The organism is Sphingobacterium athyrii (assembly GCF_003071065.1).
In the GTDB taxonomy this organism is placed as follows: domain Bacteria; phylum Bacteroidota; class Bacteroidia; order Sphingobacteriales; family Sphingobacteriaceae; genus Sphingobacterium; species Sphingobacterium athyrii.
Genome location: NZ_QCXX01000004.1, coordinates 614 through 27,177, shown reverse-complemented (window position 1 = coordinate 27,177; position 26,564 = coordinate 614). Strand labels below are relative to the sequence as shown.

At 38.8% G+C, this 26,564-nt stretch carries 22 protein-coding genes and 1 rRNA gene; 17 read left to right on the top strand and 6 right to left on the bottom strand.

The window, feature by feature from the left end; translation table 11 throughout:
• Window positions 1-35: 35 nt before the first annotated feature.
• Window positions 36-1,931 carry a hypothetical protein gene (locus DCO56_RS14820; RefSeq protein ID WP_108634574.1) on the bottom strand — a complete coding sequence of 632 codons (1,896 nt, stop codon included), beginning with the start codon at window positions 1,929-1,931 and terminating at the stop codon, window positions 36-38.
• Window positions 1,932-2,153: 222 nt separating this feature from the next.
• Between DCO56_RS14820 and DCO56_RS14815 the strand changes: the two genes are divergently transcribed.
• Entirely contained in the window at window positions 2,154-3,065 is a 912-nt protein-coding gene (locus DCO56_RS14815; RefSeq protein WP_146191073.1) for a hypothetical protein, read from the top strand.
• Window positions 3,025-5,481 (top strand): hypothetical protein, encoded by a 2,457-nt coding sequence (locus DCO56_RS14810; protein WP_108634572.1) that lies wholly within the window; start codon window positions 3,025-3,027, stop codon window positions 5,479-5,481. The genes DCO56_RS14815 and DCO56_RS14810 overlap by 41 nt, the downstream gene beginning before the upstream one ends.
• 56 nt (window positions 5,482-5,537) lie before the next feature.
• Here DCO56_RS14810 and rsgA read toward each other — a convergent pair whose 3' ends face one another.
• On the bottom strand, window positions 5,538-6,458 hold the full coding sequence (rsgA, locus tag DCO56_RS14805; protein WP_104383456.1) for a ribosome small subunit-dependent GTPase A: 921 nt from the start codon (window positions 6,456-6,458) through the stop codon (window positions 5,538-5,540).
• Window positions 6,459-6,564: 106 nt separating this feature from the next.
• Here rsgA and polA point away from each other — a divergent pair, with 106 nt between their 5' ends.
• From polA to DCO56_RS14750, 11 genes are all read left to right on the top strand, one after another.
• Window positions 6,565-9,369 carry a DNA polymerase I gene (gene polA / locus DCO56_RS14800; protein WP_108634571.1) on the top strand — a complete coding sequence of 935 codons (2,805 nt, stop codon included), beginning with the start codon at window positions 6,565-6,567 and terminating at the stop codon, window positions 9,367-9,369.
• A gap of 8 nt (window positions 9,370-9,377) precedes the next feature.
• Complete coding sequence (locus DCO56_RS14795) at window positions 9,378-10,508, top strand: toxin-antitoxin system YwqK family antitoxin (RefSeq protein ID WP_108634570.1); 1,131 nt, start codon at window positions 9,378-9,380, stop codon at window positions 10,506-10,508.
• Between the two features lie 24 nt (window positions 10,509-10,532).
• Window positions 10,533-11,186: a phosphatidylserine decarboxylase family protein gene (locus DCO56_RS14790; protein WP_108634569.1), complete on the top strand. Its 654-nt coding sequence runs from the start codon at window positions 10,533-10,535 to the stop codon at window positions 11,184-11,186.
• A 62-nt stretch (window positions 11,187-11,248) separates the two neighbouring features.
• A complete protein-coding gene (locus DCO56_RS14785) occupies window positions 11,249-12,286 on the top strand; it encodes a sensor histidine kinase (RefSeq protein ID WP_108634568.1) in 1,038 nt (345 codons plus the stop codon).
• Window positions 12,287-12,376: 90 nt separating this feature from the next.
• Complete coding sequence (locus DCO56_RS14780; RefSeq protein ID WP_108634567.1) at window positions 12,377-13,024, top strand: DUF47 domain-containing protein; 648 nt, start codon at window positions 12,377-12,379, stop codon at window positions 13,022-13,024.
• A gap of 37 nt (window positions 13,025-13,061) precedes the next feature.
• Window positions 13,062-14,072, top strand: a complete 1,011-nt coding sequence (locus DCO56_RS14775) for an inorganic phosphate transporter (RefSeq protein WP_108634566.1) — start codon at window positions 13,062-13,064, stop codon at window positions 14,070-14,072.
• Between the two features lie 201 nt (window positions 14,073-14,273).
• Entirely contained in the window at window positions 14,274-15,692 is a 1,419-nt protein-coding gene (locus DCO56_RS14770; RefSeq protein ID WP_425444074.1) for an OmpA family protein, read from the top strand.
• Between the two features lie 181 nt (window positions 15,693-15,873).
• Window positions 15,874-17,286 (top strand): tetratricopeptide repeat protein, encoded by a 1,413-nt coding sequence (locus DCO56_RS14765; RefSeq protein ID WP_108634564.1) that lies wholly within the window; start codon window positions 15,874-15,876, stop codon window positions 17,284-17,286.
• A 99-nt stretch (window positions 17,287-17,385) separates the two neighbouring features.
• Window positions 17,386-18,144, top strand: coding sequence for a shikimate dehydrogenase family protein (locus tag DCO56_RS14760; RefSeq protein ID WP_108634563.1), 759 nt, complete (start codon window positions 17,386-17,388; stop codon window positions 18,142-18,144).
• Between the two features lie 28 nt (window positions 18,145-18,172).
• A complete protein-coding gene (locus DCO56_RS14755; RefSeq protein ID WP_108634562.1) occupies window positions 18,173-18,814 on the top strand; it encodes an MBL fold metallo-hydrolase in 642 nt (213 codons plus the stop codon).
• A gap of 3 nt (window positions 18,815-18,817) precedes the next feature.
• Window positions 18,818-20,047 carry an FtsX-like permease family protein gene (locus DCO56_RS14750; protein WP_108634561.1) on the top strand — a complete coding sequence of 410 codons (1,230 nt, stop codon included), beginning with the start codon at window positions 18,818-18,820 and terminating at the stop codon, window positions 20,045-20,047.
• Here DCO56_RS14750 and DCO56_RS14745 read toward each other — a convergent pair.
• Together DCO56_RS14745 and DCO56_RS14740 are read right to left on the bottom strand one after the other, a co-directional pair.
• Window positions 20,044-20,694: a carboxypeptidase regulatory-like domain-containing protein gene (locus DCO56_RS14745; protein ID WP_108634560.1), complete on the bottom strand. Its 651-nt coding sequence runs from the start codon at window positions 20,692-20,694 to the stop codon at window positions 20,044-20,046. The genes DCO56_RS14750 and DCO56_RS14745 overlap by 4 nt on opposite strands.
• A 57-nt stretch (window positions 20,695-20,751) precedes the next feature.
• Window positions 20,752-21,027: a NifU family protein gene (locus DCO56_RS14740; protein ID WP_104383444.1), complete on the bottom strand. Its 276-nt coding sequence runs from the start codon at window positions 21,025-21,027 to the stop codon at window positions 20,752-20,754.
• A gap of 241 nt (window positions 21,028-21,268) precedes the next feature.
• On the opposite strand from DCO56_RS14740, the gene DCO56_RS14735 reads away from it, so the two are divergent.
• Genes DCO56_RS14735 through coaBC form a run of 3 tightly spaced genes read left to right on the top strand, consistent with a single transcriptional unit; the run spans window position 21,269 to window position 23,734 of the window.
• Window positions 21,269-22,198 carry an outer membrane protein assembly factor BamD gene (locus DCO56_RS14735; protein WP_104383443.1) on the top strand — a complete coding sequence of 310 codons (930 nt, stop codon included), beginning with the start codon at window positions 21,269-21,271 and terminating at the stop codon, window positions 22,196-22,198.
• Complete coding sequence (locus DCO56_RS14730) at window positions 22,182-22,511, top strand: DNA-directed RNA polymerase subunit omega (protein ID WP_028070932.1); 330 nt, start codon at window positions 22,182-22,184, stop codon at window positions 22,509-22,511. The genes DCO56_RS14735 and DCO56_RS14730 overlap by 17 nt, the downstream gene beginning before the upstream one ends.
• 14 nt (window positions 22,512-22,525) lie before the next feature.
• Window positions 22,526-23,734 (top strand): bifunctional phosphopantothenoylcysteine decarboxylase/phosphopantothenate--cysteine ligase CoaBC, encoded by a 1,209-nt coding sequence (gene coaBC / locus DCO56_RS14725; protein ID WP_108634559.1) that lies wholly within the window; start codon window positions 22,526-22,528, stop codon window positions 23,732-23,734.
• A 37-nt stretch (window positions 23,735-23,771) separates the two neighbouring features.
• On the opposite strand, the gene DCO56_RS14720 is transcribed toward coaBC, so the two are convergent.
• The gene (locus DCO56_RS14720) at window positions 23,772-25,139 is read right to left on the bottom strand and encodes a methyltransferase RsmF C-terminal domain-like protein (protein WP_108634558.1); all 1,368 of its coding nucleotides are present in this window, start codon (window positions 25,137-25,139) and stop codon (window positions 23,772-23,774) included.
• An 87-nt stretch (window positions 25,140-25,226) separates the two neighbouring features.
• Here DCO56_RS14720 and DCO56_RS14715 point away from each other — a divergent pair, with 87 nt between their 5' ends.
• On the top strand, window positions 25,227-25,613 hold the full coding sequence (locus DCO56_RS14715) for an SRPBCC family protein (protein ID WP_108634557.1): 387 nt from the start codon (window positions 25,227-25,229) through the stop codon (window positions 25,611-25,613).
• Between the two features lie 595 nt (window positions 25,614-26,208).
• Here the strand turns inward: DCO56_RS14715 and rrf are convergent.
• Window positions 26,209-26,320, bottom strand: a 5S ribosomal RNA gene (gene rrf / locus DCO56_RS14710).
• Window positions 26,321-26,564 lie beyond the last annotated feature (244 nt).

Sequence of the window (26,564 nt, the reverse complement as noted above, 5' to 3'; positions counted from 1 at the left end):
GAATCTGCCGATGCCTTTCAATACATCTTCGCTCCCTAATCTCCCGGGGATTCTTTCTCCAATTCCCTTTCAGCCTTCTCTCGATCACGTTTTCGTTTTTCTTCTATTTTTGCGGCAGCTTTTGCCTCCTCTTCTTTTTCCTCCTTTAGCAATTCTTCGGCAGTTTTATGCTTTTTAAATATCCCCGAGAATAATTTTTTCGCTTTCTCCACTCCGTTCACGACCTTCTCAACGCGATCAGCCGTATTCATCAATTTTGCTTCGCGCTCTGGCCCTAAACCAACACATTGCTTAATACCCATCAGCAGACTTTGCCACATCGCTTTAAAGAAAGGATGATAGGGATCCCGATGTTTGTTGATATGTCCTATCGTGTATTTACCATACAGGTCTGGGTTGCCGGGATTGAATAAAACCTGATTGACCATGAAAGAAAGAAAGCCCTTCTTTTCCCTGCGTCCGTCGTCACCTGTTTCAGAGAGTATATTAACCTTTAGATCATTGTAATCCATTTTAAACGTCCCTTTGCTTCGATAATCATTGGCCCAGACATCAAATACGATTTGTTTCAGGTTACCAGATTTAACCTCAACATTAAGCAGTGGCCGAATCATTTTATTAACAACTGTTAAATCCATCTGTCCAAGACTCCCTTTGTAGGTATAAGCCCCAACTTTAGAGGTCATATCAAAAACAAAATTGGTCACGAGCTTTCCTGAATTCATAAAATTAGTGCTCAGATTAGCCCGCATGAGTTTCTGTTTCAGCAACTTTGTCGAATCGTTGGTCACATTCAATATTGTACCGTAGGTATGATTGAAAGTGATAGTTCCTATCTGGCTATATTTATCGCTCATCTCGGAATAAGAAATGCCAATATTATCCAAGATCAGCGAATCAATTCCCAACCGGGTTGACATCCGCATCAATTTCATGTGTGGCGCATTTCCGATCTGCCGGGTAGCAGAACTTTTGTAATGCTTATCGCTATAGATAGAAAGTTGCCCATTCTTTAATAATGCTTTTTGTGCATAAATCTTTTTATCTCTGGAAAGCTGTCCAAAATTGAACTCCGCCAGTTTAAGGGTGTCCATTTTAAAAACAACATAACTCCCGCCTTCCCCTTTTTTCTTGTAGTAAGCCGCTTTATTTAACGTCGGTTGGTAAGCTACTTTAGTCAAAAGAACATTTCTTTCTTTACTATTGATCTTAAGCTTATCAAAATTGATTTTATAAAATCCATCCGGAGTTTGATAAGTAAAGCCCGGCACTTCAATGTCGATCATCTTCGTATGATAAAAACGCTGTCTATCTTGTTCCGAAGTTGAATCAATAAGAACGTCATCAATCCGCACTTTTACTTTTTTTATTTCAAAGTCCTGATGTACCCCCTTTTGTACCTGTGTATATTTAAAATCTATATTATTCAAGTTAACAGCTTCAACATGAATCTTCTTTAAATTATCTTTAATCTTCTCATACAAGGGTTTCTTAGGACCTTGGCTTACCGTATCGTTATAACTATGCAGCTCATTGATAACATGTATAGTGGGCGTATCTACCGTAACATCGTGTAAAAAAAGCTCTTTATCCATCAGCACCTTACGGATGCCAAAACTTTTAATCTTAAGCTTGTTGATGACTATTGCGTAGCGATTGTCCGGAGCCTTTTTCAGAAGCTCCAATTTCTTATACACTATACTATCAGGAATTAAATGAAGGTTATCAATGGTCAGATTCCCCAACGCCAGATTAACATGGATATCGTCATAGTGAACTGTATACAGGCTATCTGTCGCCTGCAAAACCAACTGTTTTATTTTGGTATCCAGCAGCGGTTTCCATTTATTGCTAAAATACATAATGCTTCCGGTCAAAGCCAGAAGGATAAACACAACAATTCCAATGATCCACTTAAAAATAGGCTTCATAAAGTCGCAATCTCTTTGTAATTTAGTCTTTATTTTATTGAATAGCAAACAAGATCAATTCCCTTTTTGTTTCAACTACTATTAAATAAAGCGAATATGCAGCTTCGGACACGACATTTTTTATTTCTTATACCTTTTTGGCTACTTGTATTCAATTCTTGTTCAGATTCCAACCCCGAAACAGGCTTCTATTATTGGAAAACGGTCTTTAAAATTGACACCATGGAATATCGCGCACTAAAAGAAGTCAAAGCCAAATCCATATATACACGAATTATGGATATAGACTTTGACCCATCCGGTGTCCAGGCGGTCCCGATTAGCCCCATTACCTTTCCCCAGCCAGTCCCTAAAGAACAAGCGTTAATACCTGTCGTGTTTATCAATCAACGCATTTTTTCAGAAATGGACAGTTTACAGATAAGGGCTTTAGCCAATAAAATTGTACCTTTTGTCTCTGCAAAAATTAAGCAGGCCGGCAAAGAAAAATTTAACGAATTGCAACTGGACTGTGACTGGACTCAATCCTCACGGGACAAATTTTTCTACCTGCTCAAGTACCTACAAGAATTACCTGATTTAAAAGGCATTGTGGTCAGCTCAACATTAAGGTTACATCAGGTTAAGAACACGGTTACAAGTGGTATCCCACCAGTAAAAAAAGCAACATTAATGTGTTACAACATGGGCAACTTGCGCCAATTCGGAAACCAGAATTCTATCCTGAATCAACAGGATCTGAATACCTATTTAGGTGGTACGCTACACAATTATCCAATGGAAATGGATATCGCTCTTCCCTTATTTCAATGGTTTGTGGTCTTTAGAAACAATAGTTACATCGGCATTTCAAAATATATTAGCGAGCAGGATATCAATAATACAAACCTATTTACCCATAATCCGAACAGCAACTTATATATTTTGGCAGTCGATCTCCCTAAAGCAAACCTCAAAAAAGGAGATGTCGTGCGGTTTGAGAAAGTAACACAAAATGATCTTTTGCAAACGGCAAAATTTTTGAGGGGAGAGTTGAAAGGGAAAAAACATCAGATTATTTTTTATCATTTAGATCAAGCTACATTAGCAAATCATGACAATGCCGAGTTACAGGAAATTATTCGTGCTTTCTAGCACTACTATTGCATTCTTCTTTGGAGAAATTGCAACAAATATCGCTTGTGGTCCCGAAGTGGATCCCTATGACAACCAAACGACTTATTATCTTCCAAATCTTGAAGACAATGGGTTTTCTGCATTTCAATACATCCCTTATCAATTTCTCTACACTGAAGAAGCTCCAGTTAGGGAAAGCCTCGTTAACAGCGAAGCTTGGGCAAAACACTTGGGGCCTGAAGTAAATGTAAATGATATTGAACAATTAATGTACCACAGCGATTCGGCGACGGCTGATTTGGTCAGTAATCAAAAAAAATCTTCCTGGAGTAATCTTCCTGACTCCATCAAAGGAAATACATTTGTACAAACCTTAATTGATGGTAAACATGAGCCTGAGCGAGCTTACTTTGTTTTCACAAAAAAGCAAGAGCCTATTACAAATGTTCAGCATAATTACTGGGATCCCGATACGCGGAATTTTAAAGAGATCGTACAATATGCTGAACTCGCCGAAGCGCAGATCAACAAGCATAAAAAAAACAGTTTTCTTTTTGTGCGTTATGCTTATCAGGCTGCACGCTTATATCTATTCGGTCAGGAATATGGGAAAAGTATTGCTATTTATGAAAAATACCTACAGCCCATTAAAGGCAATGATGCGATTCTAAATTGGGCACTTTCAAACTATGCTGGCGCCGTCCGTAAAAATGGAGATGGAGCCAAAGCCGCCTACCTTTTTTCCAAATTATTCACAGCAAGTCCCGAAAGACGGGTTTTGGCCTACTCAAATTTTCATTACATCACAGCTTCCGATACTGAAATTTTTCAATATGCAACCAATGATGCCGACAATTTTAACATTAACGCCATTATTGGTTTCGGTACAGGGGACCGCACCATGAAATATTTAAACGCCTGTTATAAGCTTGATCCAGCCAATACAGTAAATGCCGTTTTGCTAGGAAGAGAAGTGAATAAAATAGAAGGTGACATGAACGAGTCGTTTTACATCGGCTACGGCGAAAACTATAATTATTATTCCCGAAACGAGGACAAAAACACGGTTAAACAACACTTGGATTCCCTTCGTAATTTTGCTTTAAACCTTTATCAAGACAAAAAATACGTCCAACCACAGCTCGGCTTGATTACTGCAGCCTATTTAAGCTGGATGAACAAAGAAAATGATCTTGCAAAAAAATATCTTGCCCTGGTCAAGGAAAGTGATCTGAACCCTAAGCTGGCAGATCAATATCAGATTACGGCATTACTTGCGCAGTTAGCCGATTGGCAAACCAGCAAACAGATAGACCAACCAAAGCTTGTCAAAACATTGGCATGGTTGGAAGAGAAGGCCAAAGAAGACGGTAAAAGTTCAAGCAAGAAAAACGAATGGAGCTATAGTGCTTTCGAATACAGCAACTATAGTTTAATCGCCAGAAACATACTCCAGAATCTCGTCGTCAAACACTATCTCAGCACGCAGGATACTGCCATGGCGAGTTTAGCCGCTGTTAAAGCAGATATTTTCTATAATTATGGTGTCGCAAAGGATTATCTTGAAGACAACATGCAATGGTCCACCATGCACTTTTGGGAAAATAGTCTTACACCCAAAACATTAATAAAAATAAGAACTTTATTGTCCGACAACACACAGCAAAACACATTATCCCGTTTTTTATTGGAGGATATCAAGCATTTCAATAGAGACTATCTGACCGAGCTTTTAGGGACAGCATATTTACGGGAACTGGACTTCCAAAACGCCGCCAAAACACTACAGACGCTTCCTAAAGAGCACAAAACAAAAGAAATAAAGAACTCGTACAGCGAAGATGAAAATAATGTTATACCCAGCCCATTCATCGTCACCATCAATGATTATCCCAAGAAATACGGAAAAGAAAATACAACCAAGCTAAAATATGCTGAACGTATGGCGCGATTGGAAAATGCCATAAAAAGCGAAAAAAACAATCAGAAGAAAGCAGACTATTATTTTCAGATGGCTACAGGAATTTATCAGACCAGCACCTACGGAAATGCCTGGTCCCTGGTGTCGTACGATTGGGCATCCTCAGACAGTCATGCCGCTACAACAATTCACTGGCAACGGAATTATTTACAGACAAAATCAGCAAAAGAATGGTATTCCAAAGCCCGTTCACTGAGCGCAGATAAAGAATTTAAGGCCAAATGTACCTTCATGCTTGCAAAATGTGAACAGAAGGATTTTGTTTATACAGATGAAACACGCTGGCAATACTATGACTCCCCTTTGAAAAATCCGTTCTACCGCTTTTCGCTGCAGAATAAATACTTTAAAGAGCTAAATACGCATTATAAGGACACGCCTTTTTTCAATATGGCTTCAAAGGAATGTACCTATCTAAGGGACTACCTGAATCTAACACAAGCCATAAAATAAACCCGCTCGTCCTTTAAATACAGAAGAGGCTTCCATATGTGGAAGCCTCTTCTGTATTAAGCTCTACTATCTTCATTATGATATATGCTGAGATAACTATCGTAACGTGAAGATTCAATCTCCCCATCCTCCACGGCTTCCATAATAACACAGCCGGGCTCGTTGATATGTCTACAATTATTGAATCGGCACTGGTTCATCAACGCGCGCATCTCTGGAAAAAAATGGGACAGTTCTTGCTTTTCGATATCCACAATCCCCAATTCGCGAATGCCGGGCGTATCAATCAGTTTTCCCCCAAATGGCAAATCAAACATCTCTGCAAATGTTGTGGTATGCTTGCCTTTGTCAGACCAGTCTGAAATTTCACCCGTTTTCAGACCATATTCAGGTACAATTGCGTTGATCAATGTCGATTTACCCACACCGGAATGTCCCGAAACCAATGTAATTTTATCCTGAAGCAACCCCTTGACAACATCAATGTTCTTTCCTGTTAGGGCAGACACCTCATAACACAGATAACCTATTCGTTCATAAATAGCTTTATACTCGGCCAATATCTCTAGTCCCTCATCACTAAAAAGGTCGAGTTTATTAAAAATAAGCACCGCTGGTATGCCGTAAGCTTCGGTCGTTACCAAAAAACGATCAATAAAACCCAAAGAAGTTGGTGGAGAAGCCAAAGTGACCACCAGTAAGGCTTGGTCCAAGTTAGCTCCGATAATTTGCGTTTGTTTAGAAAGATTCACCGACTTTCGAATAATGTAATTGCGACGGGGCTCCAGCTCGCGAATGACAGCACTTTCAAGATCCGGCTCTACATCAAAATGCACCCAATCGCCCACAGCTACCGGGTTGGTTGTTTTAATTCCCTTGGTACGAAATTTCCCCTTGATCCGGCAATCATATCTTTTGCCGTCTTCGCCCAAAACCTGATACCAACTACCCGTAGACTTTGTTACCAATCCTCTCATAGAACCTGTTGCATTAAATGTGTCATAGCACAAAAATCGGAAAAATTTATTAAACTTACGGTTTGATGAATTTCTTACCTTTGTAAGGAGACTAAAATTCAATTTTGTGAAAAAACTATTTCTTTTAGATGGAATGGCTCTTATATATAGAGCATATTTTGCATTGAGCAAGACCCCACGCATCACCTCGACAGGGTTGAATACAGGGGCAATCATGGGATTTACCAATACACTATTGGAGGTATTGAAAAATCAGCAACCTTCTCATATAGCAGTAGTGTTCGACACGGATGCTCCTACCGCACGCCATATTGAATTTGAAGCCTATAAAGCACATCGCGAAAAAATGCCGGAAGACCTTGCGGCCTCTATTCCTTATATCTACCGTCTGATTGAAGGATTTAATATTCCAATTATTACAATGGACGGCTATGAAGCGGATGATATTATCGGAACATTGGCGAAAAAAGCAGAACAAGAAAACTTCCAAGTCTACTGTATGACACCGGATAAAGATTTTGGTCAGCTTGTCTCGGACAATATTTTTATTTACAAACCGGCACGCATGGGCAATGGGGCTGAAGTACAAGGAGTCAAAGAAATTCTCGAAAAATGGGAAGTTACCGATGTCTGCCAGGTCATTGATATTTTGGGTCTATGGGGAGATGCTGTAGATAATATTCCGGGAATTCCCGGCATCGGAGAGAAAACGGCAAAGAAACTTGTTCAGGAATTTGGCTCCGTTGAAGGCATTATAGCCAATGCGGATCAGCTTAAGGGTAAAATGCGTGAAAATGTCGAAAATTTTGCCGAACAGGGACTGATCTCAAAAAAACTAGCAACAATTCTATTGGATGTTCCAGTTGAACTTAACGAAAAAGCATTGGAACTTGAGGATCCGAATAAAGAGATTCTCGAGCCCCTTTTTGCTGAATTGGAATTTAGAACGCTTGGGAAAAGAGTATTTGGAGAAGATTTCTCCATCCTTGAGAAAAGTGCTCCTGTAAATGGGCAGATGGATTTATTTGCTGTACAGACAACAACTATAACCACAAGTACAGCTATAGAAATAGAAGCATCTAGTGAAAATATTGTTCTAAACAATATCCATAATACGACACACGAATACAGGTTAGTAGATACTCGTGATGAACAAGAAAAACTTGCCAAGGAGCTAGCCACAAAGGACAGCTTTTGCTTTGATACCGAAACAACAGGATTAGACGCGAATCTCGCTGATATTGTCGGACTATCTTTTTCGTTTGAAACAACAAAAGCATATTATATCCCTACGCCAGCAAATCGGGAAGAAGCACAGCGAATCGTCGATATCTTTAAACCAGTGCTTGAAAATCCAGCCATTGAAAAAATAGGTCAGAACATCAAATACGATATTCTCCTATTGGCAAGATATGGTGTTAAGGTCCAGGGGACCTTATTCGATACCATGCTGGCGCATTACCTCATTGACCCTGATACACGTCATGGCATGGATGTACTTGCAGAGAACTATCTAAATTACACCCCAGTCTCAATTACCGAACTCATTGGAGAAAAAGGGAAAAAGCAAGGAAATATGCGGGATGTTGATTTCGAAAAAATCAAAGAATATGCTGCAGAAGATGCGGACATTACTTTGCAGCTAAAAAACATATTTCAACCACTTCTGGTAGAGACAGACACGCTGCAATTAGCTCAGGATGTCGAATTTCCACTTGTTTACGTACTTGCCGAAATCGAGCGTAACGGCGTAAAAGTAGATGTACCTGCCCTCGGTGAATTTTCAAAAATCTTAGAACAGGACATTCGCAATCTCGAAGAAGCTATATTTGAAAAGGCAGGAGTTAACTTTAATATTGCATCTCCCAAACAATTAGGTGAAATACTGTTCGATAAACTCCGATTGGATCCAAAGGCAAAAAAAACAAAAACAGGGCAATATAAAACGGGTGAAGATGTTCTATTAGCTTTAGCGCACAAATCGGATATCGTTCAGGATATTTTGAATTTTAGACAATTACAGAAATTAAAATCAACTTATGTAGATTCATTACCGGAGTTGATCAATCCAGAAACTGGTCTGATTCATACATCCTACAATCAAGCCGTCGCAGCCACTGGCCGCCTGAGCTCTACCAACCCCAATTTGCAGAATATCCCGATTCGCACGGAAAGAGGCCGGGAAGTGAGAAAAGCCTTTATTCCCCGCTCAGCGGACAATGTGATCTTATCCGCCGATTATTCACAGATCGAATTGCGCCTAATTGCGGAATTGAGTAAAGATCAAAATATGCTGGAAGCCTTCAGTCAAGGACATGATATCCACCGTGCTACGGCAGCGAAAGTTTATAACATGGCTTTCGACGAAGTAACGTCCGAACAACGACGCAATGCGAAAGCAGTCAACTTCGGCATTATTTATGGTCAATCCGCCTTTGGTCTATCCCAAAATCTAGGTATCTCACGCAAAGAAGCAGCGGACATTATTAATGAATACTTCAACCAATATACGGGTATAAAAAAGTATATGAGCGATGCTGTTGAATTTGCAAAAGAGAAAGGTTACGTTGAAACAATTTTAAAGCGTAGACGTTATTTGAGAGATATTAATTCGGCAAACATGACGGTTCGAGGATTTGCTGAACGAAATGCAATCAACGCACCGATTCAGGGATCAGCAGCAGATTTAATCAAGATTGCCATGATTGCAATACAACAAGAAATCGAACAACAGGGACTCAAGGGCAAAATGATTATGCAGGTTCATGATGAACTGGTCTTTGATGTTCCGAAACAAGAAATCGAAGCATTCAAAACCATTATTCTGGACAAAATGACAAATGCTATAAAAACGACGGTCCCATTAGTCGTTGAAATCGGAGAAGGTAAAAATTGGCTTGAGGCACATTAATTTTTGTTATGACTAAAAAATTCATTTATATACTGTTGTTTTTATCATCGTTTTGCTTTAAATCTATTTTAGCACAAGAAGGTAAACCCGTATTTTACGAAAAATTAGATCAGGGATTGATTCGTTTCTATTTTGATAAATATTATTATCTGGCAACAAAAGATTGCGAATTCAAAACAATTGAACGCGTCAGCAAATTTGATTTCACAAAACAGATTTTCGACGGGGAATTTCGTGATTTTGCCCCCAATGGCGATCGCATACTGGTGGGAAACTATACAGATGGTAAAAAGGAGGGTTTATTTCAGGCTTTTCACCCAAATGGTGTGCTGAAATGGGAGATAAATTTTAAAGATAACTATCCTGTTGGCGATTGGAAATATTATTATCCTGATGGCAAACCATTATTGACGATCTCCTATGGTGATTTTGGCTATTTCATCAAAGATTACTGGGATAACCGGGGAAAACAGGAAGTTGTTGAAGGTGAAGGAAACTATGAATTTGCAATACCTTTTGAAGGCTTCACTGAATTCGGTTACGATTTTTATCTTCGCAAAGGTAAAGTAAAAGGTGGTAAACCACAGGGAAATTGGAACACCTACTTTTACAATGTGGGGCAGCAACCCATTTACGCAATGACACAGCGATTTGTCAATGGAAAAATCACCGCAACCTACGATGATAATGGAGAACTCCCAAGCGAAGATTTTCAGTCGTTGAGCATTTTGCCCTACGATTATTTTGTCCGTGCAGAATTATTACAGGGTAAATCCTGTAATTTCGATGACTATTCAAATTTCTATACGTTTCTTGCCAAACGCTTTACCGATGGCTTCAATAAAAGTGGAATTGAAGTTACTGGTCAATTAAACTTTTCCTATGATGTTGAGGTCAAGAAAACAGGGATAGCCAATTTACGGAGCCTCAAATTGAATGTAAACTCAGATAATGAAAATTATCTTAATATTTTGAATCGCATTGCCAAAAGCATAGATTTTTATTTTCCAACCTACAAACAAGATCAACCTCAGGACGATACAATTAAAGTTTCTGGAAGTATTGCAACAGCAGGTGATGGAAAGGTCTATACGCATTCAATTAAAATTGAAAGAGAAATCGACAATTCGAGTAAATAATTATCTTTGCAGAAATAAATAGATATGAAATTCCATAAAGAAGGATATACCACCTTAGCGATTGCTATACTTATTATCTTTATCATCAATGCCGTTGCGGATTATTATGATGCGTCACAGTATGTAAAGTGGTTTATATATGCCCTTTCAGCATTCCTATTCATCACTGTTGTCCAGTTTTTTAGAAGCCCCAAGAAAGTCGTTAGTCCACAAGATGGTACAATCTTATGCCCCGCAGATGGAAAAGTTGTAGTTATCGAAGAAACCGAAGAAAACGAGTATTTTCATGACAGAAGGATCCAGGTCTCTATTTTCATGTCTCCCGTCAATGTGCATGTGAATCGAAACCCCATCAGTGGTTTGGTCACTTTTTTCAAATACCATCCGGGGAAATTTTTGGTTGCCTGGCATCCAAAATCCTCTACAGATAACGAAAGAACGACTGTCGTGGTGAAAGATAAAGAAGGAAGAGAAGTTCTTTTCCGTCAAATCGCCGGCGCATTAGCCCGCCGCATTGTTTGGTATGTAAAAGAAAATGATCAGGTTGTTCAGGGAACCGAGTTCGGTTTTATCAAATTTGGTTCGCGTGTCGATCTATTTCTCCCGCTGGGAACAGAAATCAATGTGAATATTGGCGATAAAGTTACTGGGGCCAAGACCATTATCGGAAAATTTTAACAATTTATTAATACCATAATAAGTAACTTAGGCTCCAATTAGGGGCCTTTTTTATTCAACAGATGAATTTTAGACAATTATTATTGGCAAACTCCGCTGGCGTTGGTATCGCAATATCCACCATCAGCTTTTATTATAAACATGATCTTCAGACCGCGCTGATTATATTTTTTGTTGCGCTTGTGGTCTGCTTTCTGCTATTCAACTATCTGTTCGAGAAATACATCTATCGCCGTCTCAATACCATGTATAAGCTAATTCACAACCTCAAGCTTGGCAAGGACCTTAAAGATGCAATTGGTGAACACGTCAGTGAAGATCCCATCACAGATGCCGAGAACGATGTCAAAGCTTGGGCGAAAGATAAAAAAAATGAAATTGAACAATTAAAATCTCAGGAGAAATTTCGGCGTGAATTTCTATCCAATATCTCACATGAATTCAAAACACCACTCTTTGCCACCCAGGGTTACATCGAAACCCTGCAAGATGGATTAATGGAGGAGGATATGGAAATGGCAAAAAATTTCTTGGATAAAGCTGCCCGCAATCTTGATAGATTAAATTATCTCATTCAGGATTTAGATGAAATATCCAAACTGGAATCGGGGAAAATGGTCTTGAACATTGAAAAATTTGACATTGTAGACCTGATTAAAGATACCTCATATTCGTTAGAAGACAAGGCCAAACAACACAATATCAAAATTGAGTTTAAACCTAAAGCTGGTACACCGCACTGGGTCAAAGCCGACCGCAACAAAATACATCAGGTGCTGTATAATCTAATAGACAATTCCCTGAAATATGGGAAGGAAGGAGGGACCACAAAAATCAAAATTTTTCCACTATTCGAGCAAGTGCTCATTGAAATCACTGACGATGGTTATGGTATTGAAGAAAAAAATCTGAGCCGCGTATTCGAGCGATTCTTTCGAACAGACAAAAGTCGATCAAGAGATATTGGCGGTTCTGGCCTAGGTCTCGCTATTGTAAAACATATTATTGAAGCCCATCAGCAAAATGTTAATGTCCGCAGTACCGAGGGGATTGGAACCACGTTTGGCTTTACTTTACAAAAAGTTCAGACCGGAGATTAAACAATTGATGACACTTTTGTGTTTAAACAAAACCAATGTTAACATTAACTTAACATTAGGGTGTTACTTTTGCAAAAATAAATTTAAGATATGTCTTTAAATAGCATTTTTCAATACTTCGTTCCAAAGGACAAAAAATTCTTTCCTTTGTTTGAACAAGCAGGCAACAATTTGATCGAAATGTCTCAGTTGTTAAAAGATATTGTTAACTCAAACAATCCCGAGAAGAAGAAGGAGTTTACACGCAAGATGGAAGACTTGGAGCACAGAGGTGACAACATCACCCATCAAATTCATTTGGAACTAGGCAAAAACTTCATAACGCCTTTTGACCGTGAAGATATACACTCACTAGCAAGTTCATTGGATGATGTAGCGGACTTTATACATGGTGCTGCCAACAGAATGGATTTATACAAAGTAGAAAAAGCAACAGAGCCAATGATCGAAATCGCGGATCTATTGGTAGAAGCTACGGAGCATGTCTCAAAAGCAATCCACGAACTTCGTGACCTAAAAAACATTCGTAACATTACTGATTCGTGCGTACGTATCAATAGTGTTGAAAACAAAGCAGACTATATTTTTGACAAAGCGGTGGCTGATCTTTTTGAATTTGAAAAAGATGCGATCTCATTGATCAAACACAAAGAGGTATTATCCGCAATGGAAGATGCAACAGACAAATGCGAGGATGTTGCTAACGTCTTAGAAAGTATTCTAGTTAAAAACGCATAATCATTCGATCATTAGTGCATAAAAATTCTACGAGATTATGATGTCAACATTACTCGTTGTTGTGATTGTCCTAGCGATTGCATTTGACTACATCAATGGATTCCATGATGCCGCCAACTCAATTGCGACAGTTGTATCAACAAAAGTTCTCACACCGGCAATGGCTGTATTATGGGCTGCCATATTCAACTTTGCTGCTTATTTCTACTTTACAGACCATAAAGTGGCCAACACCATTGCCAAAACGGTATTGGAAGAATATATTACCCTTGAGGTCATTTTTGCGGGCTTGCTCGCAGCAATTGGCTGGAACTTGTTTACCTGGTATTACGGAGTACCATCGAGTTCATCACATACCTTAATTGGAGGTTTTGCGGGATCAGGAATGGCCTATGCTTTCATTCTTGGAGCAGATCCTATTCATGCCATTAATATCGATGCGACTTTAAAAATTATCGCTTTCATCGTTCTGGCTCCAATCATAGGTATGACCATATCCATTATCATTACGCTCATAGTAATCAACTTGGCAAAAAACTCCCGTCCCAGTGTTGCCGAAAAATGGTTTAAAGTATTACAGTTGGTTTCTTCGGCGGGTTTGAGTTTTGCCCATGGAGGTAATGACGCACAAAAAGTAATGGGTATTATCCTTGTAGCCATGGTAGCTGGCGGTTATATGGAAAACACGGAACATATGCCTGAATGGATTCCGTTGACTTGTTACGCAGCGATAGCAGCCGGAACAATGAGTGGTGGCTGGAAAATTGTGAAAACAATGGGAACGAAAATCACGAAAGTAACACCATTAGAAGGGGTTTGTGCTGAGTCCGCGGGAGCCGTTACCTTAGGGATAACTGAACATTTCGGGATTCCGGCATCTACAACACACACAATCACAGGTGCCATTATCGGTGTCGGTGTTGTCAAGCGTGTATCGGCTGTCCGTTGGGGTGTTACCATCAGTTTATTATGGGCCTGGATACTGACAATTCCGGTATCGGCATTGCTTGGCGGACTGTCTTTAGTTATCGTTCATTATTTACTTTAGAAAGAATTTCTTAATTTTTTTCTTAAAGCTATTGAAACAAAACAAAAATTTGGTACTTTCGTACCGAATTTTTGTTTTGTTGTTTCACATTAAATACTTAATTTAGTACAAAATATAGCAAAAACAAAAATTTAACATAATTTTAAGACTTTGGCACGGCAATTGTACTGTTCCATGTGTTAAGACAAGAGAATTTAAAGTTTGAAAACAATTAAAATTAATAATAACCTTAAAAACAAGAGTATGAACTATTCTACAATTAAAAAAACAGCTGTTGCTGCTACATTAGTTGCCGCTTTAGGTTTCGCTGATACAGCACAAGCTCAACAAGTATTCGGTGGTAGATCACAATACAGAACTTGGTCTATCGGAGTTCAAGGCGGTATCACTACTCCTAATGCTTTAGTTGGTGGTAACAATAACTTTGGTCAAAAAGTTGGTTACTTCCAAAACAAAGTAGGTGAGTATTATGGCTTGACAGTACGTAAACAATTCTCTCACCTATTCGGTTTAGAAGTTGAAGCGAACCGTGGTAAGATCAAAACTTACAACCATGACGAGTCTGGTCCTGCAATTGAGAACAAATATAAAGCTCAATCAGCAGAAACAAAAGTAAACTGGGCTGCTAGCTTGAACGGTGTGTTCCAATTGGGTACGATCGACTTCTTGAGAAGAGAAAATGCAGTTAATTTCTACGCTAAAGTAGGTATCGGTACATTTGCTTACAACCCTATTCAGTACTCCAACAATGATTTTGGTGGAACTGTTGTTTATGATCAAAAATGGGGTGAAGATGTTTTGGGAGATCGTTCTCCTTCAGAGCCAAGAGATAAAGATTACCGTTTAGGTATGATCGTTCCTGTAGGTGTTGGTGCTAAATTCAAATTATCAGAAGTTGTTGCCTTGAACTTAGGTTACACAATGAACTTCACTGACGAAGCATTATTGTATGGACCAGGCAGAAACGGAACTACAAAACAACGTTTCGCTAACGTATACGGTGGCTTAGAGTTCACTTTAGGTTCAAAAGACAAACAAAACTTGACTTTTGCTAACCCAGTTGCTACAATGTATGATGAATTGAAAGATCCTTCATTGAGAAACGAAGTTGAAGCATTGAAACAACGTGTAAGCACTTTAGAAGGTACTGTTAACACATTAAGCGCTGATGCTGATGGTGACGGTGTATCTGACAAATTTGATAAATGCCCTAACACACCAGCTGGTACTCCAGTAGATGGTTCAGGATGTCCAATCAAATTCCCAGAGCCAGTTGTTAACAACGTTACTTCTAACGGTTACTATGCGCCAATTCAATTTGAATTTGATAGCTCAGTATTACAGACTTCATCATACTCAACTTTAGACAAATTGGCTAAAGAAGTACGTGATAACAATTCATCTGTAACTTTAGACGGTTATGCATCTGCAGAAGGTTCTGAAGCTTACAACTTGACTTTGTCTAAAGACCGTGCTAACTCTGTAAAACAATATTTGGTAAATGCTGGTGTTTCTTCATCAAGCATCACTGCTAACGGTTACGGAGAGAAAAACCCAGTTGCTTCTAATTCAACTGAAGAAGGTCGTGTTCAAAACCGTCGTGTTGAGATCAAAAAATAATCGTATATAATTTATACCATTATATTAAAAGCCGGCTCTAGAGCCGGCTTTTTTATTTTGACAGTATTTATCCTTAACTTTGTGGATGATATCCAATTTGTGGAAAATTTATTCAAGCAAATTAGATAAGAAATTAGTATTTTGATTTAAGGAACAGAATACTGGTTTTAAACTTTTGAGAATGGAAGAGGATTTTGAATTTGAAAACCCCGAAGAAAGAAAAATCTCGGTGGACAGATATGAGGAAATGCTTCGAAACGAGGATCAGTATTTTTTTGACTCCAAGGCTTTCGAAGGAATAATAGACTACTACGCTGAAAAAAATGACCCTGTAAAGGCTTTACAAGTAACAGAATTTGCGATAAGCCAACATCCCTTTGATATTACCTTTCTGTTAAAGCAGGCCCAATTGTTTTCAACAATTCAGCAATACCGGAATGCATTGGCAGCCCTGGACAAAGCGGAACTACTGGAAGCTTCAGAAGGCGATATATTTTTGATTAGAGGTGGTATACTGGGAAGTATAGGACAGTTTGATGAAGCATTGGATCAGCTATTCAAAGCATTGCCCTTATTGGACAATAAGGATGAAGTCTACTTTCATGTTGCGATGATTTTTCAGGCGCAAATGAATTATGACAAGGCTATTGTCTATTTAAAGAAAGCGCTTGAACTTAATATGGACTATCAGGAAGCTCTCTATGAACTGGCTTATTGCTATGATGTTCTTGACAGACAAGAAGAAAGTATATCTTTTTATAAAAAATATATTGACTCAGATCCGTATTCGTATTATGCTTGGTACAATTTGGGTAATTCTTATCATAAAATCAGCAAATTCGAAGAAGCATTGGACGCTTATGACTATTCCATATTGATCAAAGAAGATTTCTCTTCGGCTTATTTCAACAAAGGGAATGCACTTGTCAACTTAGACCGCTATCAGGAAGCTTTGGATGTCTATAAGCAAACCTTCGAATATGAACAGCCTAGCGCCGACACTTATTGTGCAATAGGCGAATGCTACGAAAAACTCGAACAAATGGAAGAAGCTCGAAACTACTATAAAAAAGCCGTGAAGCTAGATGCCGAACTAGCGGATGCCTGGTTTGGTATCGGAGTTACACTGGATTTTGAAGAACGTTATTTTGAATCGCTTCATTTCTACAAAAAAGCTTTGGAACTGGAAGACACAAATCCAGATTATTGGTTTGCCATCGCAGATGCAAGGTATAAGCTACAGCAAATTGATCAAGCTGAGGAAGCCTATAAGAAAGTTGTTGCATTAAATCCATCCGATATTGATGCTTGGCTCGATTATTCGTCTATCTTATTCGAACAGAGCAAAATGGATGAAGCCATCAATGTGATGTCGGATGCGATCACGCAAAATCCTGAAGCAGCGGAATTATACTATCGTGTAGTGGCTTATCTATTTGCTAATGGACAATACAATGAAGCTTTAAACTTTTTGGAATTAGGCTTAGCTACAAATCCCGAAAAGCATTACATTCTCTTTGATTACCTCCCCCAATTACAGGGAAATCAAATCATTACTGAGATTGTAAAAAAATACACAAAACCAAAAAATTAAAACAGCAAACATAGCTATACCCTTAGGCAATCTTTCAGATATAACTGAAGGTATACAATTAGATTGAGCGTAAAGCTCAAAGAAGTATTAAACCATTCGATGAAAAAATTAGGTCTGATAGGATATCCGCTAGGACATTCGTTTTCCAAGAAATACTATTTAGAAAAATTTGAAAAGGAACATATTGAACATATAGATTATGATCTATATCCAATTGAACGCATAACAGATTTTCCTGCAATTTTTACGAATAAGGACTTTTATGGAGTAAATGTTACTATTCCCTATAAAATAGAAGTCATGGATTATCTCGACGAACTGTCAGAAGAGGCCGAGACCATACAGGCAGTAAACTGTATCCGTATTCGGCACCTATCTGATGGCAGGCCCCATCTTAAAGGTTACAATACAGATGCTTATGGCTTTGAAGCTTCATTAAAACCACTTTTGGTTCCTCACGATAAAAAAGCCCTAATTCTAGGAAACGGAGGAGCGGCAAAAGCCGTAATCTATGCTTTGGATCAATTGGGCATCGCATACAAACTTGTAAGCAGAACCAAACACATAGACAACTATACCTATGATGAGTTAGATGCCGCAATATTAGCTGACTATACATTAATTATCAACTGTTCTCCCGTAGGCACCTTTCCCAATATAGCAGAATTTCCCCACTTACCTTATGAATATATAAATGATCATCATTTGCTTTATGATCTTATCTATAATCCAGAAGAGACAACCTTCCTAAAGAAAGGCAAAGAAAAAGGTGCTCGAACTAAAAATGGGTATGAAATGTTACTGCTTCAGGCAGAGAAGAATTGGGAAATTTGGAATAGCGAATCTTTCCCTATTTAGAGAACAATAAAAAATGTAATTTTACCTTATGCTAACGATCAGAACATTCACATTCAATCCATACCAAGAAAACACTTACGTATTATATAATGAGCAGAGAAATGCCATTATTATCGATCCTGGGATGTATGGTGAAAAAGAGCAGACGGAGTTTTTGACATTTGTAGATCAACATAATCTCAGTCCCCAATCGTTATTGAATACGCATTGTCATATTGATCATGTGTTGGGCAATTATTTCATTCATGAGCGGTTTGGTCTTCTTCCTAAATTTCACGAGGGTGAGCTATCTATTTTGGTAGCGGTTCAGAACTATGCCCCTCAAATGGGATTCCGTTATGACATCTCTCCTATTGGAGAAGCATTTTTAAATGATGGAGACAGCATCCGGTTAGACAATGACGAATTGGAAGTGATCCTAGCGCCCGGTCATTCACCTGCACATATCTGCTTCTATTCTGCTGCACAAAAATTTTTAATTGGTGGGGACGTGCTTTTCCGCAACAGTATTGGCCGCACTGACCTCCCTGGAGGGAACCATCAGCAACTTTTGGATAGCATCAAACAAAGACTCTATACGCTACCTGATGATACTGTTGTCTATCCCGGTCATGGTCCATCAACAACAATAGGATTTGAAAAGAACTCCAATCCATTCATACAAGGATAAGATATGAACCTGCCTCTTCTATTTGCCAAAAGATACCTCTTTTCAAAAAAATCGGTTAACGCAATCAATATCATTTCGTCAATTAGTGTGATCGGAGTTATGGTAAGTAGTGCTGCATTGATTATACTCCTATCCTCATTCAATGGCATGGAGGAGCTGATTCTATCCATGTATGGTAAATTCGCTCCCGAAATAAAAATAGAGCCTCACAGAGGAAAGCTTTTTACAACAAATAAACCGATTTTTAATGAGCTTCGAAAGGATCCAAATGTAGTTCATTATACTGAAGTGTTAGAGGAAAAAGTATTACTCCAATATGCAAATCGACAATATATTTCAACGATAAAAGGAGTCGAGCCTCAATCGCTCAATAAAAGTATCGGCGATAGTATCCTCGTGGACGGAGCATATCGACTCATGCATGACTCGACCAATTTAGCTATACTTGGAGCAAGCGTTCAGGCCAATCTTGGTATATCAATGCAAAATGAACCCGAACTAATCCAGGTTTACTCACCGAGAAAGGGAGTCAAAAACAGCTCCAATCCCGCAGAAGAGTTTAATATTAGAGCTATCAGCCCCAGTGGAGTTCTTAGATATCAACAGGACTTCGATAATTTTATTATTACACCCATTTCATTTGCCAAAGAAGTGCTCGGTGAATATGATCGGGTTTCATCCATTGAATTCTATCTGAAGACTGGTACTAATATTAAATTATTTGAACAAGATCTTCAAAAAAAGTTAGGCACAGATTACATCGTTAAGAACCGCGAAGAACAAAATCCAACGTTATATAAAAACGTGCGTGTAGAAAGATGGGTTGTGTTTTTTATCTTAACATTAATTAGTGTTATCGCCATTTTTAATATTGTGGGTTCATTGACGATGTTGGTATTGGACAAACAAAAAGATATGACAGTCTTAAAAAGTCTAGGCGGAAATAACAGTTTAATTCAACGTATTTTCTTTTATGAAGGACTAATGATTGCAATTATCGGTTGCGTTTTGGGTTTATTGATCGGCGCAATATTTAATTATATTCAGTCGACCTATGGTATTATACGGGTTGAAGATGGAGCGAACACAATTTTAGACAGTTATCCCATGGTCAGCAGATGGAGCGACTATGCATTGGTATTCACTACTGTTACCGGTATTTCGGGGTTAGTGTCCTATTTCTCTGCAAAAGTGAGCGTAAAAGAGCTGAACAAACTAAAAGCAACGGATTAATAGCGTGTACTTTTGGAACGGCTTTGACTACCTTTCGTAATCTGTTGAATTAAACTCCCCCAAGCAAAAGGATTTAACAATGGGTTTGCATAACGCTGGTTGATAACTTTATTATTCATTGTGTTAAAACTCTGAGCGTTGTTGATCGAACGCATCTCATTGCCATCACGAGGTACAACAGCGGCCATGGCGGACAACGATTCATAGGAGAGCGATCTCCTTGCGCGCACTATATTATCCTCAGATACATCCAGATTCATAAATGCAATATTAAATTCTTCGATACTTGCCCAAGGATAAGGGGTTACCATAGGCAACTCAGTTACCAAATTTTGCATGACGATACTAGCCGTGTATTTGTCTCCGGAAACTTCAGGAATAGTTATTGTGAGCGGATCGAACCCTACAGAAGTAAAACGAATTGTATCCCCTACGTGAGCCACAAAAGAAAAATAGCCCTCATTATTCGCAGCAACGGCCTCATTACGGAAAGATAAGTTGGTTACTGTGGCATAACCAACAGGAAGTCCAGATCCCACGGTAGTTACAATACCGGAATATTGAATAATCTTCTTTTCTTGCGCTTTCAAAACCGAAGAGTCAAAAAATATAGATAGAACTAATAATATAGGGATCAGCAACTTCATAGAACAAATTTACACAAAACCAGCTGAGTTAGCCGTTAAATTGTGTTAATAGATAAACTAATTGGCCGAAGGCATCGTCGCATCAGGAGAATCCGGATCGGTAAGGTTGATTGCTTCTACCGCAGTAACCTCCGGTACAGCTTTCTTGATCGCTTGCTCCAATCCCGCTTTAAAAGTCATGATGCTCATTGAACATGAAGCACAGGCGCCCAATAGTTTTAATCGCACGACATTATCCGCTGTAATCTCTTCAACACTCACATTTCCGCCATCAGTTTCCAAATAAGGTCTCAAGGTATCCAATGCTTGCTCCACTTTTTCTTTTAAAGTCATACTCTTTATTAAATTCAATGATTGTATATGTAAAGATAATCAAATATTTTAAAATCTGTATTTTTCCTCTTCTTACGCAAGAGAAAAACAACAAGATCATGACAATACTGCTACTAAATTGCATTCAACGAGTTAAAGAATGTTAATAAAAAATGTTGTTTTTGGGATCAAATAATTATTAAACTATATTGCACAGTAAAATTTAATTGATTAGTATAACAAATTCACTTATCTTTGTAAAATGTTTTTAAATAGGCGTATAGCGGCTATCTGTGCCGGCATGATGTTTCTATTGGTGTTTACCGGTTGCAAGAGTAAATTTGAGAAATTGCGCGCAAGCAATAATATCGCTCAAAAGTATGAAGAAGCCGTAAAACTATATGAGAAAAAGAAATATACAAAGGCATTAGTTTTGTTTGATGACTTGCGGACAAAATTCCGCGGACAAGCTGAAGCAGAAAATATCTACTACTATTTGGCTTTTGCCAATTACCGTCTAAAAGATTATACTTCAGCGGCATATCACTTTAAGGACTTTGCCGATGTTTACCCGAATAGCGCGCGGGCAGAAGAATGTCGTTTCATGCATGCTTATTGTTACTATTTGGATTCACCTCGGTCAACACTGGATCAGGCAAACACCAAGAAGGCAATAGATGCCTTACAGCTTTTTGTCAACCTATATCCAGAATCTGAACGCTCCAAAGAAGCTGCAGATCTTATCCAAAAACTACGGGACAAACTCGAGCTTAAGGCTTTTGCCAATGCTAGGCTCTATTATGACATGGGATTGAATGATGATTATAGAGCTGCTGTCATTGCGTTACAAAATGTACTAAAAGAATATCCTGATACGAAATATGCTGAAGAAATCGAATTCTTAACGCTAAAAGCGCAATACATCTTCGCTTCGAAAAGTATTCTGCAAAAACAGGAAAGCAGGTATGACGAAACATTGGATTATTACCGTAGCTTTGCTAGCGCTTATCCCAATAGCAAGCATATGAAAGAAGCGGAATCTATCCGCGAAGATTCGGAAAAAGGAATTAAAACAGCTGCTTCTCACATGAAAGAATATAACAAAGCGGTTGCTGAGCAGGAAGCTTATATAAAAGAACAAAAGGCGAAAAAAGAAAAAGAAAATACCCAAAAAGATGAGTCAAAAAAATAACAATTCAATTCCAAATTCTACAGTTACACGTGACTTAAGACAATTGGACAAAGGAACTGACAATATCTATGAATCCATTGTAGTTATTTCTAAACGCGCGAATCAAATTGCAGTAGATATTAAAGAAGAACTAAACGGAAAACTTGCTGAGTTTGCAAGCAACAACGATAACTTGGAAGAGGTATTCGAAAACCGCGAACAAATAGAGATTTCTAAGCACTACGAGCGCATGCCCAAACCTACTTTGGTAGCAATCGATGAGTTTTTACACGACAAAGTGTACTACAGAAATCCTTCGAAAGAGCAAGACTAATCCCAAATTCAACGATGGCTTTAGCTGGGAAAAATATTGTAATTGCTGTATGCGGCAGTATTGCCGCATACAAAATTGCAAATCTCATTCGTCTGCTCATAAAAGCGGATGCCCGGGTTAAAGTGATTATGTCTGAGGAAGCCACAGCTTTCATTACCCCTCTTACGCTTTCGACACTATCCAAAAATCCAGTTTTAATTGACTATTACCAACCCAACACAGGTGAATGGAATAATCATGTGCAAATTGCTTTGGAAGCTGATTATATACTCGTAGCTCCTGCAACGGCAAATACCATCGCTAAGATGGCTAACGGACTCTGTGACAATCTACTTATGGCAGTATATTTATCGGCAAAGTGTCCAGTGTTCTTTGCTCCGGCAATGGATTTAGATATGTGGAAACATCCATCTACACAATCCAATATCGCCAAACTTGGAACTTACGGCAATATAATCATACCTCCTGAAAAAGGTGAATTAGCCAGTGGATTAATAGGAGAAGGGCGTCTTGCCGAACCAGAGGAAATTTTACGCTTTTTAGCAGATTTTGCCAACGAAAAACGTCCCCTATCGGGTCTAAAGGCGCTCGTATCAGCTGGACCAACCCATGAAGCCATAGATCCTGTCCGCTTTATTGGCAATCATTCCAGTGGAAAGATGGGCTTTGCCATTGCCCAACAATTAAAGGAACTCGGAGCCGATGTCACATTAGTTTCTGGACCTACTGCACTTCCACATCCCCAACAAATGGCAGTCGTCCCTGTCACTTCCGCGGCCGAAATGCTTGGCGCCTGTGAAAAATATTTCGACGATGCTTCTATCATTGTCATGAGCGCCGCAGTTGCGGATTATACCCCTATCGAAGTGGCATCTCAGAAAATAAAGAAGAAAGAAAATGAATTTTCTATCGCTTTGAAGAAAACAACCGACATTCTAGCAACTTTAGGTGCAAAAAAGAAGAAAAATCAATTACTAATTGGATTTGCTCTAGAGACCAATAATGAACTCGAGAATGCAAAAGACAAATTAGTTCGAAAAAATCTCGATTTTATCGTGCTCAATTCCATGCAGGATCAAGGTGCTGGATTTGCCACAGATACAAACAAAGTCACAATCATCAATCGTTTGGGCGAAAACAAAACATTTGCTTTGAAATCGAAGAAAGATGTTGCAAAAGATATTTGTTCGATCATTGTGCAGCATATTCCCCTCGAAAATTGATCTTATAATTCCAAGGAATAGGTCACGTCTTATTCTACTAAAGGTTCATAATTCTTAGTTCTTTCGGATAGTAATTATTGATCCTATTTGGTAAGATTTTCATCCATCCTAATGACATCCCTTTATATTTTGCCAGGGCCCAGCCCTTAATAATGGGAGAGCCTACCTCTAGTGTCAGGTTTTCCTTCCTAAGGTAATTTTGAGCCTCCTCGAGTGTAAATTCAAGGCTTTGCACATCAGGGTTCAATACATTACTTAATGCTAATGCGTGGCTTGGAATCAGTTCCTTTCGATTGAGCTTTCCTATATTGACTCCAGCATTCTTTAGATAAAGCACATTCTGGAGATACTTCAAATCATTTTCATATTTTTTCGGGAATATATAAAGATCATCATGATGGATAAACGGAAAGAACTCATCCACATCTGATATCCAAGGGTCTAAAATTCCCTTCGGAACGTCTGATTTTTCCGGTTTTATCCGTTTCCTATTAAATGTAGATTGCTCAGCTATTTTGCGCAAAACAGTAATAAAAAAGCCTTCTCCGCCTAATTTATGGGGATAGAAACGGTATCCATGTGCTGTGTATTCAACCGACCTTGTATGCTCGATCCCCCAATTATCATCAATTTCAATCTCTATTGACTCAAAATCTCCCGTCCCTATTAACCAATCTGCTATATCTTCATTTTCCTCTTCAGAATAAGAGCAGGTTGAGTAAAGGAGGTATCCGCCTGTTTTCAATGCAGAGATACTTTCTGCTAATATTCGTTGTTGTCTTTCACTACAAAGTTTAACATTCGCTTCCGACCACTCATCTATTGCATCCGTATCCTTTCTAAACATTCCCGATCCAGAGCAAGGTGCGTCCACAACCATAAGATCAAAGTATCCCGGTAATCGGTCAAAAGCCGAAGGATCATTATTTGTAACCACCGTATTTACGTTTCCCCATTTTGTTAAGTTATCCTGTAAGATATTGACACGTGTCTTAATAATCTCATTGGCAACTAGTAGGCTTTCAGGATGTAAACTACTGTTTAGCAAAGTAGACTTTCCCCCGGGGGCTGCACAGAGATCCAGCGCATAAACTGGCTTAGCTTTTATCTCCAACTTACGGATAATATGGTCTATGAACATAGACGATGCATCTTGGGGATAATAGCCACCAGCGTGAAACAAAGGATCAAGCGTAAATAGGGGGCGTTCCTCGAGATAAAAAGCACTCTCGCACCAAGGTACCATGCCGCTAATGGGAAAGGGACATTCCCTCAATTTTTGAGGATTTAACCGTATTGCCGTTGCCCGTTTGCCCTCTTCGTGTACTCTAATAAATCCTTCAGTATCGAATAATGGATTTACCCCCAGTTTTTTCACTAATGAATTTGGCAGAAAATTACTCATGTGTCCTAATAGTTTGTGCTAAAATTAATATAAATAAAAATGAAGTCAAAATAAGTAGTAAATTACGGGAAAGAGTAAATTTGTGTCATGAAAGATCTCAAGAAATACGCTATTATCCCGGCGACACCAGAAGAACTGTATCTCGCCCTAACAACCGAAATTACAGCCCGTCTTTGGACTGGCGATCTTGTATCGATAGATGCGACAGTAAATGGTGAATTTTCCTTGTGGGATGGGGCGATTGCAGGTCGGTTCCTGGAATTAGAACCTTCTACGAAAATCGTACAGGAATGGTATTTTGGAGAAACTGATCACCCTTCAATTGTTACATTAAAGTTGCATGAGCACAAAAAAGGGACATCACTGGAGATTAGGCAAACCAATATACCAGATGAAGATTACGAAAATATTGCTGAAGGTTGGGAAGATCCCTATATTTCTTCCCTAATTGATTTCTATACGGAAGAAGATTAATTTTTATGAATATCTTCAGAGAGCCTAGTTTTTTTAACTAGGCTTTTATTTTACTTTATTTAATAAAAACATGTAGCCTTTGCCCGAATTTTTTCTCCGATACCGAAAACAGAAAACTTCCCTTGCGATAAGGTCTTTTTAAGCTCTCTAACATTACATTATAAGGCCCCTTGGGCTCTTTAGCTAAAAGAACAGCCTAGTTTAGTCCTTTTGTACCTTTCAGGCGTTCTTTCGGGGGAGATCACCATAGTAGGTCAAGAAATCAAAGCTGATGAGATGGCAATCGATATAGAAGAATATAATAGAACACGTTTTTCAAAGCCATTACAATCTTATATCTTTTCTTAAAGAACATCGGGCGGTTTACCCGGCTGCTGAGTGTGTACAATACGTGGCCGTCCGGTCTCAGGAGTTCCGAGCCTGTTCCCTGGGATTTCCCTGCCCGGCGCTTCTTCATAGGGAACATCGGCCGGAGGCATAGTATCGGCAAAGGAAGATAAAGGAACTGGGGGACAAATAAAAGATCTTCCGGAAAGGAGATATGACCTAAACGAAAGAAGCCCTTGACTGTTTCCAGCAAGGGCTTCCGTGTAAAAAAAGGCACCGACCTACTCTCCCACCTGTTACGGCAATACCATCGGCTCTGGCGGGCTTGACTGCTCTGTTCGGAATGGGAAGAGGTAGACACCGCCGATATAGGCACCTAAAGATTTTTTATAGTATTAAGTAGTTAGATATTAGTATCTAGATTCCTTTGTAGGAAAATACCCATCTTATAGCTTAAACCATAATGACATATATATTGAAAGATTACTTCAAAAATTAAAGAGGAAGACAACAGTGTCTGTCTGCTTGAGAAAGCTTCGGGCTATTAGTACCACTTGGCTTTGGTCTCTCAACCTTTACACCTATGGCCTATCAACGTAGTCATCTCCTACGACCCTATAAGGA

Coding starts and splice junctions, on each gene's coding strand:
- DCO56_RS14820 (WP_108634574.1), bottom strand. CDS start 1,931: ATGAAGCCTATTTTTAAGTGGATCATTGGAATTGTTGTGTTTATCCTT.
- DCO56_RS14815 (WP_146191073.1), top strand. CDS start 2,154: ATGGAATATCGCGCACTAAAAGAAGTCAAAGCCAAATCCATATATACA.
- DCO56_RS14810 (WP_108634572.1), top strand. CDS start 3,025: ATGACAATGCCGAGTTACAGGAAATTATTCGTGCTTTCTAGCACTACT.
- rsgA (WP_104383456.1), bottom strand. CDS start 6,458: ATGAGAGGATTGGTAACAAAGTCTACGGGTAGTTGGTATCAGGTTTTG.
- DCO56_RS14795 (WP_108634570.1), top strand. CDS start 9,378: ATGACTAAAAAATTCATTTATATACTGTTGTTTTTATCATCGTTTTGC.
- DCO56_RS14790 (WP_108634569.1), top strand. CDS start 10,533: ATGAAATTCCATAAAGAAGGATATACCACCTTAGCGATTGCTATACTT.
- DCO56_RS14785 (WP_108634568.1), top strand. CDS start 11,249: ATGAATTTTAGACAATTATTATTGGCAAACTCCGCTGGCGTTGGTATC.
- DCO56_RS14780 (WP_108634567.1), top strand. CDS start 12,377: ATGTCTTTAAATAGCATTTTTCAATACTTCGTTCCAAAGGACAAAAAA.
- DCO56_RS14775 (WP_108634566.1), top strand. CDS start 13,062: ATGATGTCAACATTACTCGTTGTTGTGATTGTCCTAGCGATTGCATTT.
- DCO56_RS14765 (WP_108634564.1), top strand. CDS start 15,874: ATGGAAGAGGATTTTGAATTTGAAAACCCCGAAGAAAGAAAAATCTCG.
- DCO56_RS14760 (WP_108634563.1), top strand. CDS start 17,386: ATGAAAAAATTAGGTCTGATAGGATATCCGCTAGGACATTCGTTTTCC.
- DCO56_RS14755 (WP_108634562.1), top strand. CDS start 18,173: ATGCTAACGATCAGAACATTCACATTCAATCCATACCAAGAAAACACT.
- DCO56_RS14750 (WP_108634561.1), top strand. CDS start 18,818: ATGAACCTGCCTCTTCTATTTGCCAAAAGATACCTCTTTTCAAAAAAA.
- DCO56_RS14745 (WP_108634560.1), bottom strand. CDS start 20,694: ATGAAGTTGCTGATCCCTATATTATTAGTTCTATCTATATTTTTTGAC.
- DCO56_RS14740 (WP_104383444.1), bottom strand. CDS start 21,027: ATGACTTTAAAAGAAAAAGTGGAGCAAGCATTGGATACCTTGAGACCT.
- DCO56_RS14735 (WP_104383443.1), top strand. CDS start 21,269: ATGTTTTTAAATAGGCGTATAGCGGCTATCTGTGCCGGCATGATGTTT.
- DCO56_RS14730 (WP_028070932.1), top strand. CDS start 22,182: ATGAGTCAAAAAAATAACAATTCAATTCCAAATTCTACAGTTACACGT.
- coaBC (WP_108634559.1), top strand. CDS start 22,526: ATGGCTTTAGCTGGGAAAAATATTGTAATTGCTGTATGCGGCAGTATT.
- DCO56_RS14720 (WP_108634558.1), bottom strand. CDS start 25,139: ATGAGTAATTTTCTGCCAAATTCATTAGTGAAAAAACTGGGGGTAAAT.
- DCO56_RS14715 (WP_108634557.1), top strand. CDS start 25,227: ATGAAAGATCTCAAGAAATACGCTATTATCCCGGCGACACCAGAAGAA.